This is a genomic window from Streptomyces sp. HUAS TT7, from assembly GCF_051550175.1.
Classification (GTDB): domain Bacteria; phylum Actinomycetota; class Actinomycetes; order Streptomycetales; family Streptomycetaceae; genus Streptomyces.
In genome coordinates this window covers 479617-492716 of record NZ_CP196175.1, presented here as the reverse complement: position 1 = coordinate 492716, position 13100 = coordinate 479617, and the positions used below count along the sequence as shown (strand labels likewise).

The 13100-nt window shown below is 71.6% G+C and carries 16 protein-coding genes and 1 pseudogene; 9 read left to right on the top strand and 8 right to left on the bottom strand.

Annotation, left to right across the window (positions count from 1 at the left end):
* The first annotated feature begins 20 nt into the window (after positions 1–20).
* From ACSHXC_RS02375 to ACSHXC_RS02365, 3 genes are all read left to right on the top strand, one after another.
* A complete protein-coding gene (locus ACSHXC_RS02375; RefSeq protein ID WP_438289909.1) occupies positions 21–308 on the top strand; it encodes a hypothetical protein in 288 nt (95 codons plus the stop codon).
* 31 nt (positions 309–339) lie between these two features.
* Positions 340–1116, top strand: a complete 777-nt coding sequence (locus tag ACSHXC_RS02370) for a class I SAM-dependent methyltransferase (RefSeq protein ID WP_438289908.1) — start codon at positions 340–342, stop codon at positions 1114–1116.
* A gap of 265 nt (positions 1117–1381) precedes the next feature.
* A complete protein-coding gene (locus ACSHXC_RS02365) occupies positions 1382–1924 on the top strand; it encodes an FABP family protein (RefSeq protein ID WP_438289907.1) in 543 nt (180 codons plus the stop codon).
* 30 nt (positions 1925–1954) lie between these two features.
* Here ACSHXC_RS02365 and ACSHXC_RS02360 read toward each other — a convergent pair whose 3' ends face one another.
* Positions 1955–3595, bottom strand: a complete 1641-nt coding sequence (locus ACSHXC_RS02360; RefSeq protein WP_438289906.1) for a protein kinase domain-containing protein — start codon at positions 3593–3595, stop codon at positions 1955–1957.
* A gap of 269 nt (positions 3596–3864) precedes the next feature.
* On the opposite strand from ACSHXC_RS02360, the gene ACSHXC_RS02355 reads away from it, so the two are divergent.
* The gene (locus tag ACSHXC_RS02355) at positions 3865–5283 is read left to right on the top strand and encodes a helix-turn-helix domain-containing protein (RefSeq protein WP_438289905.1); all 1419 of its coding nucleotides are present in this window, start codon (positions 3865–3867) and stop codon (positions 5281–5283) included.
* Here the strand turns inward: ACSHXC_RS02355 and ACSHXC_RS02350 are convergent.
* On the bottom strand, positions 5255–5728 hold the full coding sequence (locus tag ACSHXC_RS02350; protein WP_438289904.1) for a hypothetical protein: 474 nt from the start codon (positions 5726–5728) through the stop codon (positions 5255–5257). The two genes, ACSHXC_RS02355 and ACSHXC_RS02350, sit on opposite strands and share 29 nt — an antisense overlap.
* Positions 5729–6197: 469 nt before the next feature.
* Between ACSHXC_RS02350 and ACSHXC_RS02345 the strand changes: the two are divergent.
* A pseudogene (locus ACSHXC_RS02345) lies at positions 6198–6653 on the top strand (cation diffusion facilitator family transporter); the annotation flags it as partial.
* Positions 6654–6712: 59 nt separating this feature from the next.
* Positions 6713–7261 carry a hypothetical protein gene (locus ACSHXC_RS02340; RefSeq protein ID WP_438289903.1) on the top strand — a complete coding sequence of 183 codons (549 nt, stop codon included), beginning with the start codon at positions 6713–6715 and terminating at the stop codon, positions 7259–7261.
* A 78-nt stretch (positions 7262–7339) separates the two neighbouring features.
* Here the strand turns inward: ACSHXC_RS02340 and ACSHXC_RS02335 are convergent, their stop codons facing one another.
* Positions 7340–7687, bottom strand: coding sequence for a PRC-barrel domain-containing protein (locus ACSHXC_RS02335; RefSeq protein WP_386036724.1), 348 nt, complete (start codon positions 7685–7687; stop codon positions 7340–7342).
* Between the two features lie 234 nt (positions 7688–7921).
* On the opposite strand from ACSHXC_RS02335, the gene ACSHXC_RS02330 reads away from it, so the two are divergent.
* Together ACSHXC_RS02330 and ACSHXC_RS02325 are read left to right on the top strand one after the other, a co-directional pair.
* On the top strand, positions 7922–8422 hold the full coding sequence (locus tag ACSHXC_RS02330) for a flavin reductase family protein (RefSeq protein WP_438296404.1): 501 nt from the start codon (positions 7922–7924) through the stop codon (positions 8420–8422).
* A 37-nt stretch (positions 8423–8459) separates the two neighbouring features.
* Positions 8460–9305: an SDR family NAD(P)-dependent oxidoreductase gene (locus ACSHXC_RS02325; RefSeq protein ID WP_438289902.1), complete on the top strand. Its 846-nt coding sequence runs from the start codon at positions 8460–8462 to the stop codon at positions 9303–9305.
* Between the two features lie 10 nt (positions 9306–9315).
* Here ACSHXC_RS02325 and ACSHXC_RS02320 read toward each other — a convergent pair whose 3' ends face one another.
* From ACSHXC_RS02320 to ACSHXC_RS02300, 5 genes are all read right to left on the bottom strand, one after another.
* On the bottom strand, positions 9316–9903 hold the full coding sequence (locus tag ACSHXC_RS02320) for an isochorismatase family protein (RefSeq protein WP_438289901.1): 588 nt from the start codon (positions 9901–9903) through the stop codon (positions 9316–9318).
* Between the two features lie 72 nt (positions 9904–9975).
* The gene (locus ACSHXC_RS02315; protein WP_438289900.1) at positions 9976–10425 is read right to left on the bottom strand and encodes a MarR family winged helix-turn-helix transcriptional regulator; all 450 of its coding nucleotides are present in this window, start codon (positions 10423–10425) and stop codon (positions 9976–9978) included.
* An 88-nt stretch (positions 10426–10513) separates the two neighbouring features.
* Positions 10514–11008, bottom strand: a complete 495-nt coding sequence (locus ACSHXC_RS02310) for a hypothetical protein (protein ID WP_438289899.1) — start codon at positions 11006–11008, stop codon at positions 10514–10516.
* A 62-nt stretch (positions 11009–11070) separates the two neighbouring features.
* The gene (locus tag ACSHXC_RS02305) at positions 11071–11583 is read right to left on the bottom strand and encodes a RipA family octameric membrane protein (RefSeq protein ID WP_438289898.1); all 513 of its coding nucleotides are present in this window, start codon (positions 11581–11583) and stop codon (positions 11071–11073) included.
* Positions 11584–11817: 234 nt separating this feature from the next.
* The gene (locus tag ACSHXC_RS02300; protein ID WP_438289897.1) at positions 11818–12243 is read right to left on the bottom strand and encodes a DUF5997 family protein; all 426 of its coding nucleotides are present in this window, start codon (positions 12241–12243) and stop codon (positions 11818–11820) included.
* Positions 12244–12300: 57 nt separating this feature from the next.
* Here ACSHXC_RS02300 and ACSHXC_RS02295 point away from each other — a divergent pair, with 57 nt between their 5' ends.
* Positions 12301–13095, top strand: coding sequence for a LysR family transcriptional regulator substrate-binding protein (locus tag ACSHXC_RS02295; RefSeq protein ID WP_438289896.1), 795 nt, complete (start codon positions 12301–12303; stop codon positions 13093–13095).
* The last annotated feature ends 5 nt before the right edge of the window (positions 13096–13100 follow it).

Sequence of the window (13100 nt, the reverse complement as noted above, 5' to 3'; positions counted from 1 at the left end):
TGCGACCTGAGCCTTCCGCAGTGGCGGCTCCAGGCCGCGGGCCGCGACCAACTGGTAGCGCTGCGCCGCACCAGCCACCCCACCCCGGCACCGTCCCGCGCCACCGTGTCGACGTCACGGACTCCGGTCTCGTCATCGAGTTCGAGGAGCGCTGGGAGGACGGCGGCGCAAGCTGGTACTGCCGGGAAAAGCTGCGCGCCGAGGTGCGCGACGGAGTCATGAGCGAGGTATCCGTCTACTGCACCGGCGACTGGTCACCGGCGGTGCAGGACGCCCACACGAAGGGGGTGACTCTGCCGCGCCCGTGAGCGCCACGGAGAGACCCGTTAGCCTGGCCGCATGCCCAAGGCCTCAGGAGTGGCCAGCTTCTACGATCGGCTCGCCGCCGACTACCACCTCATCTACGCCGACTGGGACGACGGCATCGCCCGGCAGGGCCGGGCCCTGGACGCGGTGATCCGGGCCGAGCTCGGTCTCGACAGCGCCAGGGTGTTGGACTGCTCGTGCGGGATCGGCACCCAGGCCATCGGGCTCGGCCTGCGCGGACACCGGGTCACGGGCACGGACATCAGCACCGGGGCCGTCACGCGCGCGGTCCGCGAGGCGGCCCTTCGAGGCGTCGCACTCCCCGCAGCAACAGCCGACATGCGCCAACTCCCCTTCGCGGCAGCCCAGTTCGACGTCGTCGTGAGCGCAGACAACTCCCTTCCTCACCTCCTCACGGCGCACGACGTGCACGCCGCCCTCACGGAGATGCGGCGCGTCCTGCGCACCGATGGGCTGCTCATCCTCAGCACCCGTCCGTACGACGAGATCCTGAAGGCGCGGCCCGCCTCGACCCCGCCGCAAGTCGCCGCCTCGCCGCACGGCAGGAGCATCACGTTCCAGCTGTGGGACTGGCACGAGGACGGCGAGCGTTACGACCTGGAGCACTTCCAGCTCGTCCCGGACGGTGCGGGGGAGTGGGACGTGTGCGTGCGGCGCTCCACCTATTGGGCTCTGTCCCAGGGGCAGTTGAGCTCATACGTGATCGAGGCGGAGTTCGCCCGGCCGCGATGGCTGGCCCCCGAGAGCACCGGCTTCTTCCAGCCCGTACTCACCGCGCGCGCCGCTTGACCAGCCGGCCGCGGCCGTGCCGACGGTCAATGCCAGGGCCGGTCCGATCGCCGCCGCTCGGGCCGTCATCCGTACGCACATCGTGTGCCCTTCCCGGTTGCTCGCCGACCGCTTCGACGACAGAGCGGGGCCCGGCCGGACATCCACCACACGGGCCGACCGGGCCCTGCCTGAGCAGGAGCGACACGTGGTGGGGCGGGACCTGTGGAGGATCGACGGCCTAGGCTTCCGTCTGGCATTGGCCCCGACCTCAGGAGCGCACACCGTGTTCGACCCCGCACCGGAGTACCCGTACCCCGACGGCCAACGGCTCGACGAGGCGCCCGCTCCGCACGCCCTGCTCGCGCCCGTGGCCGGCCTCCTCGGCACCTGGTTCGGCCGGGGCGAGGGCGGATATCCGACGATCACCGGGGACTTCGCGTACGCGCAGGAAGTCACCTTCAGCCACGACGGCCGGCCCTTCCTGCGGTACGAGGCCCGGGCCTGGCTGCTCGACGAGGACGGCGCGCCGCTGCGTCCCTCCGCGCGCGAGAGCGGCTGGTGGCGGCTCCAGGCCGACGGGCGGGTGGAGGCTCTGATCACCCAGCCCACCGGCATCGCGGAGATCGCGGTCGGCGCCGCGGACGGTAAGACGGTCGACCTCTCCACCAACGACGTGGCCCTCACTCCCACCGCGAAGGAGGTCGACGCGACCCGCCGCCGCTACGAGCTGACCGACGACGACACGCTGACGTTCACGCACGACCTCGCGGCGGTCGGCCAGCCCCTGCAACACCACCTCTCGGCGGTCCTGCGACGCAGGGGCTGAGCGCTCACCTTCTTCGAAGAAGCCGACGGACTAACAGGGCGTCGAAGCGCCGTGCTGGCGGGTGATGTTGTCGTTCGACATCCAGCCCGCGGTACTGGAGCCCTCGATGCGGACGTAGGTCCACTTGTTGCCGTGGGCGTTGGTCACATAGCAGTGGTACCAGAGCTTCGTACCGGACTTGGCCAGCGAGACGGCCGGGCACGTCTGGTACGGGCCGGTCTGCAGGTGGTAGTCCCCGGCCATGTACCCGTAGGAGCCCGGTGCCGGGTCCTTGTGGCTCCAGCCGGTGCAACTCGTCGACACCGGGGTGGGTTTGGCCGGTGTCGAAGGCTTCGCGCTGCCGCTCGCGGCGCTGCTCGGCTTCCCCGGGGCACCCGTCTGTGTAGGGGCTGTCGACGGTTTGTCGCCGGGGCTTGAGGGCTTCGCGGCGCTCGGGGAGGCAGTGGCGCCGCCCGGGAGCCCGGCCGCGTTCGACTCGTCGGAGCCCGGCGGCGTGCTGACTCCCGGCCCGGCCGCCTGGGCGCCGCCGTCGGAGCCCTTGTCGTTCTGATGGCCCGTCAGGGCGTAGGTGATCCCGCCCCCGGCGAGCACCACCGCGGCCGCTGCCGCTATGACCGTACGGCTGCGGCGCCGGCCCCGGTCGGCCGGGGCGCGGCGCCCCGAGGCCGTGTCGTGCTGCGGAACGGTGGGCGCCTGGTAGCCGGCCTGCGGAGGCTGCTGGTACTGGGCCTCGGCCACCGGCACCGGCGGGGGAGGCGGGCCGAAGGCGGCCGGAGCCGTGGGAACGGGGGCCGGCGGCGCGGGATTCGCCGTGCCGCTCGCCGCCACCTGCTCCAGCATCTGCCGCGCCTGCTCGGCGGTCGGCCGGCGCTCCGGCTCCTTCGCCATCAGGGCCTGCAGCACCGGAGTGAGCGCGCCCGCCCGCTGCGCCGGCGGAAGCGGGTCGGTGACGATCGCCGACAGCGTGGAATACACCGACGTACGGCGGAACGGAGAAGTGCCCTCCACCGCCGCGAACAGCGTCATCCCGAGCGACCAGATGTCCGAGGCGGGACCGGGCTCGCGGCCCTGCGCGCGCTCGGGCGGCAGGAAGTCGAGCGAGCCGACGAGCTCACCGCTGCGGGTCAGCTTCGCCATGGCGTCGTCGCCCGAGGCGTCCATCGTGGCGATGCCGAAGTCGGTGAGGACGACCCGGCCGCCGCGTTCGAGCAGGATGTTGCCGGGCTTCACGTCCCGGTGCAGCACGCCGACCTGGTGGGCGGCGTCGAGAGCGTCCATCAGCTTGGCGCCGATCGCCGCGGCCTCGCGCGGATCCAGCGGGCCCCGCTCGGCCATCACGTCGTCGAGGGAGGGCCCGTCGACGAGTTCCATGACGATGACCGGGAGACCCTGCTCCTCGGTCACGTCGTGCACCGTGACCACGCCGGCGTGCCGGATGCGAGCGGCGGCCTGCGCCTCGCGCTGCATCCGGGTCCGCAGATCGGCCAGTTCGGGCGCGGACACATCGGTGTACGCCCGCAGGATCTTGACGGCGACCTCTCGGTTGAGCATCTCGTCCACGGCCCGGGCCACCACGCCCATGCCGCCGCGCCCGATCATCGAGGTCACCCGGTAACGGCCGCCGAGTACCTTGCCGATCAGCGCTCCGTCGATCTCTTCCCCCGCTGGCACCGCACGCTCCGTTCCCTGGCGGCCGTCACTTCACGGCCTGGCGGCACCAGAGTAGACGTATGTTCGGGTGCTCCCGGCATCGGCTATGAGCCCGCACCTGCCCCGATGGCCTCCGGTCCCCGACCGGGGTCAACTTGCCCTGCCCGAGCCCCTGTTGTCCTCACCCCGCGGCTGGTCGAGACTGGTTCCGGCCTCGGGTGACGCTCGTGCTCGTCCTGTGTCGACGGCGTGTGCGCCGCATTCCCGGCGGTGGGGGGCGGAGTTCAGACATGGGCTCTCGGCGAAGGGGCGGTATCCCGGATCTCGCGTCGGCGCTCACGGCGCTCAAGGACCGCAGCGGCCTCAGCTACGCGCAGTTGGCGACGCGCTGCTGGCTCAGCGCGTCCACGGTGCACCGGTACTGCCAGGGCAAGGTCGTACCGGCCGAGTTCGGGACCGTCGAGCGGATCGCGCTGGCCTGCGGAGCGGAGCGGGCCGAGGTGGACGACCTCTACCCGCTCTGGTCCAGGGCCAACTCCGGGCCGCCCGCGCCGGATTCCCGCCCGGCGCCGCGGATTCATGAACCGGTCGCGCAGGCCGCGCCCGTCGGCGCCGGGCGAGCCGCGCGACGCCACCGCAGATGGGCCGCCCTGCTCGGCGCGCTGTTCCTCGTCGCCGCCCTCTCGCCGTCGTCCACACCGCGCCATGTCCCGGTCGCCTCCCAGCGGCCCCGGCCGCAGACGGTCGCGGGGCCGGCCTGGGAGCAGTACCCGGCCGCGGTGCCGTCCGCCTTCTTCGGCGTGACCATCAACAGCAACACGGGCCTCATGCCCGGATTCCGGTACGCGGGCCGGATCGACGCGTACGAACTCTGGGCCTTCGCGCCCTCGCCCCACTTCTACAGCGGCGACGCGGACACCCTGGCCCGCATGACGCGGCGGGCCGTGTCGATCGTGCGCCGCGCCGATCCGAAGGCCACGCCGGTCTGCCTGTCGATGGGCGACCTGTGGACCCCGGCGTCCCAGCGGTTCCTGCTCGACTTCGCGGCGGCCGGCAGCTACCGGGACTGCGACGCGGCCGGTGTCAAGCTCTACCCCCAGCACGACGGGGACACTCCGGAGAGCCTGGTCGCCCTCGCCGACCTGATCGACCGCACCTTCCACTCGGCCGGTGTGCACCCGGCGCTGTGGAACACGGGCAGCGCCTATCGCGTCGCCACCGCACGCCCGCTGGACGCCGCGCGGTCCATCGCCTATGCGGTCCGCTTCTACCTGATCGGCATGTACGTGCGCTATGCCCGCACCTACTTCTACAACTGGGGCGGCACCAAAGTGCCCTTGGTGCTTCAGGCCGCCGGCGGGCCGCCCACCGAAGCGGCCCGCGCGGTCGCCACCCTCCAGCAGTGGCTCGCCGGCGCCGGCATCGTCTCCTGCGGCCACGGCACCCCGGCGGGACTCCCCGGCACCGTATGGCAGTGCCGCTTTCTGCTGGCCACCCCCGTGGGCCGGCCGCAAGTCCCGGCGGTCGTCCGCTGGACGGAGTCGGGCACGGCTTCCATGCCCGTGGACCCGGGCGACCGCAGCGTCCGCTACCTGGACGGCCGCACGATCGCCGCTCCCCGGCGGCTGACCGTCACGGAGATGCCCCAGCTGGACGTCGAAGCGCCGGGCGACCCGGTCCTCAGCAGTGGCTCGGGCTCTGCGCGGTGATGTGCGCGACCGAGTTGTCCGCGACCTTCACCCAGACCGCCGACTTTCCGCGGCGGTCGTAGGTCTGGGAGTAGTCGGGCTCCCAGCTGTTCACGAAGCGCACCTTGACGCACCAGCCGGGATCGACCTGGAAGGCGTCCCAGTCCACGGTCCAGGGTGTGTGCGTGTGCGGCGCGAGATAGTAGGTCTGCTCCTTCACCTTGCCGGACGTACAGGTCGGCCGGGTGGCCGTCCACGCGCCCGTGATGTCGCCCCCTCGGCACCAGTTGCGGTAGGCGACCGCATGGTACGAGCTGTCGTTCGCCGTCCTGGAACAGCCCGCGCTCGTACACGAGGACCCCGCGTGTGCGGAGGGCGCGAACCCGGCCGCGGCGGCGAACAGCGCCACCACCCCCAGAGCGACCGGCCTGACCCGGCTCCGCCTGTTTCCCCGTCGATTGGCCATAACTGTCGTACCTCCGATTCCGGCCCAACTCCCTTTCGTTTAGGGGAGGTTGTGGGCGCGCCTGAAGCTTCGGTGCGATCCCGCACGCCGCACAAGCCGCACGGGTGGATCTGGGACGCTGGGACGACGACCCCGCCCTGACCTGCACGGAATCCGGGCCCTGGGACGGCTCGGAGGCGGTACCCCGGGACCGGACCGGGGTTTGGCTCTGGCCATGCTGCCTACCCGGCCTGATGAACCCTCGACGGGCTCCCCCTTGCGAGACGGGACGACTGGCGGACGGGGCAAGGCATGAACAATCGGCTGGGATTGGGGCTCGCGGCGGGCGCGGGCCATGACCGCATCTCGGGCGTGGTGCCGGACGGGCCGGGTTCGGCGGAGTACGAGGACGACGCCGAGTGCGAAGACGAGGCGGACCGGGAAGCGGAGGAAGGGGACCCCGAGGCGGCCTCGTCCGCGCGGAAGCGGGGTCTTCCTGCTCGCCGCACTGCGCCGCAGCCGGCGCCCGGCCGATCAGCGGCCCCCGTTCGGCTACGGCAAGGAGCGCTACTTCTGGTCGCTGCTCGCCGCCGTCGGCATCTTCGTCATGGGCGGCTGCTTCTCCTTCGCGCAGGGCATCGGGGCGCTGCATGCGCACCAGCAGGAGTCCACGGCCGGCTATGTCGCGGGCCTGTCCGCCCTCGGCGTGGTGCTCGCGGCCGAAGGCGGCTCACTGCTTCGCGCGCTGCACCAGGTTCGCGGCCAGGGCGGCGGCATCGGCAGCGACCCGGCCCTGCGCACCGTCGTCGCCGAGGACGGCACGGCGGTGCTCGGTGTGCTGCTCGCCGGGGCGGGCATGGCCCTGCACATGGTCACCGGGCGGGTGGTCTGGGAGGCCTCGGCCTCGATCGCCATCGGACTGCTCCTGTCAAGGACCGTTCACAGGTGAACTCGGGGTGATCTAGGGTCGATCGGAAAACCATGCAGAACACCATGGAGTTCGCTTTGGAATCGACGCCTACATCGCCCGGCACGTCCCCCGGCCCGCAGAAGCAGGGCTGCATGGTCGGCCTCTTCTGGATCGACGCGGAAAACGTCCACCTGGGCACGCCCAGCGCCACGACGGCGTCGGACGTGCTGCTCACACCTGATTCGCTGCGAGTCGTCGGACCCGAGCCGAGGGAGTGGCCCTGGTCTGATGTGACCTCCGTGGAGGTGATCGGGGCGCCGGTCCGTTCGACCGGCGTACGGTGGGCCGGCCGCGCGGCATCGGTGGCCGCGGCCGCGCTGGACGTCTGGGTCCCTGGCAGCCCCGAGGAGATGACCGTGGCGGTGAGCGCGGGGGACAGCCGTATGGAGACGACCGTGCTGTCCGGTGCCGCTACCGCGTACAGCCGGCGCGAGGTCGAGCTCTCCCGCGCGCTGCTCGCCCGCTTCGTGGACGGCACGTCCTCGCCCGCAGTGCTGAGCAACTGGTGGAGTTCGGCGGATCCGGGTGTCCTGCGCTCGCGCGGCCGCGAAGCCGTACTGGAGGAGTGGCTCGCGACAGAGTGACCCAGCGACGATCGTCGCTGGAGGCAACTGACCGATGCCCGGCCGGAGTTGACGGCCGGGCATCGCGGGATGGGGACGTCACATGTGCGGACGCCCGTAGTAGCCGCCGATCTGCTCGTGGTAGGCCGGGTCCCCGAGGTGCTTCTCCTTGTCGAACTCGGGGGAGTCCTTGATCTGTTCCTTGCTGCAGGCGACGTAGATTTTCTTCTCGACCGCGTCGACGCGCGTCAGAACCCCGGCCGGCAGCAGGACGTGCTTGCCGAAGATCCAGGGGCCGGTGTCGACGACGATGTACGAGGAGCTGACCTCCTCGGAGTACTTGTCGACCTTGCCGATGCTTCCGTCGGTCGCCTCGACCTTGAACCCGGTCAGGTCGGTACCCGGCTGGTACGCGGCTGCCTGGGGGTAGGCCCAGATGTTCTCCATGGTGAAGGAATCCCTTCGTATGGACGGTGGGTGCGGAGTGCGGACGGCGAGCGCCGTAAGTGCACGGCACCGCGGGTCCGCGCACCGCCCGGGTTCCCGAGGCCCCCGCCCCTACACTCCGCTCGGCGGGCCGGGCCGCTGCTTTCGGCCGATCGGCCGACCCGGGGCGTGCCGGAGGCCGGCTCCTGTGGTCGGCTGGACACAGCCCGACGACGAGGTGAGGGGTTGAGCAGTGTGAGTGCCGTGCAGGAGTTCCTCGACCGCCTCGACTACCCGATGTACGTCGTGACGGCGGCGGCAGGTGAGGAGCGAGCCGGGTGTCTCGTGGGGTTCGCCTCGCAGTGCTCGATGGTGCCGGTGCGGTTCATGGTGTGGCTGTCCACGGCCAACAGGACGTACCGCGTGGCCTGTTCGGCCGATTTCCTCGCCGTGCACCTGCTGGGCCGCGCCCAGTACGACCTGGCAGCGCACTTCGGTGGCCGGACGGGCGACGACATCGACAAGTTCACCGACGTCGCCTGGCGCGAGGGGCCGGCCGGCGCGGTGCTGCTTGACGAGGCTCCCGACTGGTTCGTGGGGCGCGTCGAACACCGTACGGACGGCGGGGACCACGTCGGGTTTCTGCTGAGCCCCCTGGAGGCCGCGGCTCCGGCACCGCGGCCGCCCGGCCGGCAGCCGTTCCGGCTGAGCGACAGCGAGGGCATCGAGGCCGGTCATCCCGTGCCAGGGGCATGAGGATGCGTACGCCTGCCGACGAACCCAGGAGAACCACATGACCGCCGAACGCACTGTCCTCATCACCGGAACGTCCTCGGGCATCGGGCTGGCCGCCGCGGTCGGCGCGGCCCGGGCCGGCCTGCGGGTCGTCGCCACCATGCGCGACACGGGGAAGGCGGGCCCGCTGAGGGAGGCCGTGGCCGAGGCGCGGGTCGCCGACCGCGTCGCCGTGAAGCGCCTGGACGTCGTCGACGCCGGGTCCGTCATGGCCTGCCTGGGCGAGGTGATCGACGAGTACGGGCGGCTCGACGCGCTGGTGAACAACGCGGGCGCCGGGTACGTCGGAACCGTCGAGCAGGACGGCATGGACCCGGTGCGCGCCACGATGGAGGTGAACTTCTTCGGCGTCGTCGAGGCGACCCGCGCCGCCCTGCCTCATCTGCGCGCCTCGCAGGGCCGCGTCATCACCGTCACCAGCGTCGGCGGTGTGGTCGGGCAGCCCTTCAACGAGGCATACTGCGCGGCCAAGTTCGCCGTCGAGGGGTTCATGGAGTCCCTCGCGCCGGTCGCCGCCACCCTGGGAGTGCACGTCACCGTCGTGGAGCCGGGCGCCGTGGCCAGCGAGTTCGTCGCGAGCCAACAGCTGGACGTACCCGCCCTGCTGGAGGCGGCAGGCCCCTACGCCCCGGCCCTGCGGACCTACATCGAGCGCGCCACCAAGAGCTTCACCGGTGCCCAGACCCCGGACGAGGCCGCGGCTCCCGTCGTCGCCGCGCTCACCGCCGACCGGCCGCCCTTCCGGGTCCAGACCTCCGACTGGGCCCGGGACTTCACCGGCACCAAGCTCGCCGACCTGGACGGCTCGGCCGTTCAGTCCCTCACCGGAACGTGGGTCGGCTGAGGAGCGGGCGTCAGACGGTGCGGGTCTTGGTCAGCAGCTCGCCGATCTCCGCGGTGGTGCCGGTCTCGCCGAGGCGGGGGAAGATCCGCTCGACGCTGTTGAGATGGGCCTGAGGGGTCAGGTCGGTCATCGCGTCGGTGGCCAGCGTGACGTGGTAGCCGTGCTCGTGCGCGGCGCGGGCGGTCGACTCGACGCCGATGCTGGTGGCCACCCCCGTCAGCACGATCTGGGTGATGCCGCGGCGGCGGAGCTGGAGGTCGAGGTCGGTGCCGTGGAAGGCGCCCCAGTTGCGCTTGGTGACGCGGATGTCCTGGGGGTGCCCGGACAGCTCGTCGACAATGCCGTCCCAGCCCTCGGGGCGCTGGCCGCCGCTGACGGCCGCTTCTGTGCGACCCGGGGCGACGTCCGACCCGTCGGCGGCGAACGAGACACGCACCAGGACGACGGGAAGCCCGTGCGAGCGGAAGGCGTCGGCCAGCTCGACTGTGCGGGCCACGACGTCGGCGGTGCTGTGGGGCTGGGTGGGTGCGGCGACGATGCCCCGCTGGAGGTCGATGGCGACGAGTGCCGTGTTCGGATCGAGCGTGGTGAGAGCCATGGTGGTGCCTTTCCTATTGTGCTGCTCAGGGGGTGAGTCGGCCTGGGGCGCAGGGCGCGGACGGCGAGCGCCTCATGGCTGGGCGAGGCGTTCGAGGAGGGCCATCGCCTCGGTGATGGTGGCGCGCTCTTCCTCGGTGTAGCGGTCCTGGAGGGCCTGGGTGAGCCATTCCGCGCGGGCCTGCCGATTGCCCTCGGCGCGCTCGCGGCCCTCCGAGGTCAGGGTGACCAGCTGACGGCGGCCGTCCTCGGGGTCGGGGCTGCGCTGGATCAGACCCTGCCGGCCGAGCGCGGCGAGCGTGGCGGCCATCGACTGCGGACGCACCCCCTCGGTGGCCGCGAGGGCACTGGCCGAGGCGGCCCCGCCCTTGTCGATGAGGGTCAGCGCGGACACCTGTGAGGGGGTGAGGTCCTGCGTGTCCGCGACCTCCCGGAGCCGGCGCCGCAACCGGCTGAACACCACCCGCAGATCGCGCGCCGCGCGGACGGCGGACACGGAGATGCCTTGAGGGATGTCTTCCATGCCCTCACCGTAAATTCTTCAGGCAAGACTGTCCAGTTTGGGCTGAACAGATTCGGCTGAAGAAATCTCTGCTGGCCTCCGGGCCCGGTCAGCCGCTCCCGGACCTCACGGCCTCGGGCGGCCACACCACGTCGACCCGTACTCCGGCCGCCCGCGCCGAGGCCACGACGTCGGCGGTTCCTCCGCCTCGGCCCGACGGCGCACTGCCGTCCCATACGGCCACCAGTCGGTCCGCCCCCTGGAGCAGGCGGCGGTTCGCCGCCTCGTAAGCCTCGCGGCCCGCGTGCTCGTACGACATGACCAGCACTTCCTCCGCGGCGTCGAGAAGGGCGTCGAACTCCGCGAGGTCCGCCGCCCGCACTTCGGCCTCCCGGTAGTCGCGGGACGGGACGATCGCGCACAGCCGGCCGCCGAGGGCCAGTACTTCCTGGGCGAAGAGGGTGTCGGGTCCCCTGGCGATGCACGAGCGCCCCACCAGGTCGTCGCCCTCGAACTCCCCGAGCAGCTTGTGGAGTTCGGCGCGCACGGGCCCGGTGGCCTCCGGGGCCAGATCCATATGGCCGGTGACGGCGATCGTGGTCACGTGACAACTTCCTTCCGGGCCAGGGCGGTCGATTGTCACGGTACGGGACGGTCCGGTGCGCATCACACCGCGAGGGCGATGAATCCCAGGAAGTAGGTGCTCGCGAAGATGACGGGGATCCAGCGCTCGACATGGGTCAGCGGCAGATAGACGCGCCAGTCCTGGCCCCTGCCGAGCGCTTCCCATTCGGCCCGGTGGAAGGCGCGGGCCGGAAGGCGCTCCTCCAGGGCGCCTATGACCTGGAACTTCCCGTCGTTCAGCTGCCGGTAGGAGCTCAGCGTGAACCACCACGCGGTGCACAGGGCGAGCAGCACCAGGAGGCCCGCGAGGAGCAGCAGGACGGAGAGCTTGCCGTGCTGCGACTGGGACAGCCAGGCGCCGAGGAAGGCGACCAGGCCGCTGTGGAGCGTGAGGAAAAAGGTGTTGGCCAGGTTCCGGCGGGCGCTCACCCGGTCGGCCATCTCGACGCACAGCTTGTACTGCTCGAAGACGGCCGCATGGTACGTCGCCTTCTCCATGCCGTAGTCGGACTCGGTGACGCCCTCGTTCCATACTGTTTCGCTGATCTCGGCCATGGCGGCATCATGCCCCAACCGCCACCGCCCGACCCTCGTCTTGGACAACCCTGGTCCGACGGCCGGGTGCGCCGTCGGTGACGCTGCGTCAGGAAGGGCGATTCGCTGTGCCCTTACGGGAGTTGAGGCACGGCCGGGCCGGGTGCCAACGCGAAGTGCCGCCGACCAGGTGCTGGGCAACCGGTCGGCGGCACTCTTGTACTGCTGCTTGGCGTCGGCGGACGCCGGGGCGGGTCAGGAGCGGGGGCCGCGGGGCTCGGCGGCCTGCTGCGCGCTCTTCTCCTTGTCCTTCTCGTGCTTCTCCTTGATGCGGACCGCTTCCTTGCGGACCTCGGCCTGCGTGGCGCGCTCCTTCTGCAGCCACTCGGGGTTGTCCTGCTTCAGCGCGTCGATCTGCTCCGTGGTGAGGGCCTCGGTGACCCCGCCGCGCGCGAGACCCGCGATGGAGATGCCGAGCTTGGCCGCGACCACGGGCCGGGGGTGCGGGCCGGTCCGTCGCAGGTCCTGCAGCCACTGGGGCGGGTCGGCCTGCAGGGCGTTGAGTTCGGTACGCGAGACGACACCCTCCTGGAACTCGGCGGGGGTGGCCTCAAGGTACACACCCAGCTTCTTCGCCGCGGTTGCGGGCTTCATCGTCTGGGTGGTCTGGTGCGACGTCATGTGTCAAGAGTAGCGAGCGTGTGCGATACCGCTGACCACGACCGGTAACCTGGCGGAGTGACAGGCTCGGAAGAATCCCCATCGTTCCGGCTCGCCTATGTCCCGGGTGTGACGCCGAGCAAGTGGGTGCGGATCTGGAACGAGCGGCTGCCCGACGTCCCCCTGACCCTCAGCACCGTGACCGCCGCCGAGGCGCCCGACGTGCTGCGCGGACGCGGCGCGGACGCGGGATTCGTACGGCTGCCGATCGACCGCAAGGATCTCAGCGCGATCCCCCTCTACACCGAGACGACGGTCGTCGTGGTCCCGAAGGACCACATCGTCGCGGCGGTCGAGGAGGTGTCCGCCGAGGAGCTGGCCGACGAGATCGTGCTGCACCCCCTCGACGACACCCTGGACTGGGAGCGCCCCCCGGGCCGGCCGGCGCTGGAGCGCCCGGCCACGACCGAGGACGCCATCGAGCTGGTGGCGGCCGGAGTGGGCCTCCTCGTCGTGCCGCAGTCACTCGCCCGCCTGTATCACCGCAAGGACCTCACGTACCGGACGATCACGGGCGTCCCCGAGTCCCGCGTGGCGCTGTCGTGGCCGGAGGAGGAGCCCACTCCCGACCTGGTCGAGGAGTTCATCGGGATCGTCCGCGGCCGTACGGTGAACAGCTCCCGTGGCCGTACGCCGACGCCGCCCCAGCCCAAGCAGAAGCGGTCCGACAAGGGCGGCGCCGCCCAGCAGCGCAAGCCCGCGGCGGGCAAGGCGGGCGGCAAGTCGGGCAAGCCCGGCGCCAGGAACCCGCGCGGCGGCTCCGGCGCCGCGAAGGGCGCCGCCAAGCGGGGCAAGCCCCGCCGCCGCCCGTAGTCCCT

What these genes read in the sequence shown, in the direction of transcription:
- ACSHXC_RS02350 (WP_438289904.1), bottom strand. Translation starts at nt 5,728, where the DNA reads ATGGCCAATCGACGGGGAAACAGGCGGAGCCGGGTCAGGCCGGTCGCT.
- ACSHXC_RS02300 (WP_438289897.1), bottom strand. Translation starts at nt 12,243, where the DNA reads ATGACGTCGCACCAGACCACCCAGACGATGAAGCCCGCAACCGCGGCG.
- ACSHXC_RS02325 (WP_438289902.1), top strand. Translation starts at nt 8,460, where the DNA reads ATGACCGCCGAACGCACTGTCCTCATCACCGGAACGTCCTCGGGCATC.
- ACSHXC_RS02370 (WP_438289908.1), top strand. Translation starts at nt 340, where the DNA reads ATGCCCAAGGCCTCAGGAGTGGCCAGCTTCTACGATCGGCTCGCCGCC.
- ACSHXC_RS02305 (WP_438289898.1), bottom strand. Translation starts at nt 11,583, where the DNA reads ATGGCCGAGATCAGCGAAACAGTATGGAACGAGGGCGTCACCGAGTCC.
- ACSHXC_RS02335 (WP_386036724.1), bottom strand. Translation starts at nt 7,687, where the DNA reads ATGGAGAACATCTGGGCCTACCCCCAGGCAGCCGCGTACCAGCCGGGT.
- ACSHXC_RS02355 (WP_438289905.1), top strand. Translation starts at nt 3,865, where the DNA reads ATGGGCTCTCGGCGAAGGGGCGGTATCCCGGATCTCGCGTCGGCGCTC.
- ACSHXC_RS02315 (WP_438289900.1), bottom strand. Translation starts at nt 10,425, where the DNA reads ATGGAAGACATCCCTCAAGGCATCTCCGTGTCCGCCGTCCGCGCGGCG.
- ACSHXC_RS02320 (WP_438289901.1), bottom strand. Translation starts at nt 9,903, where the DNA reads ATGGCTCTCACCACGCTCGATCCGAACACGGCACTCGTCGCCATCGAC.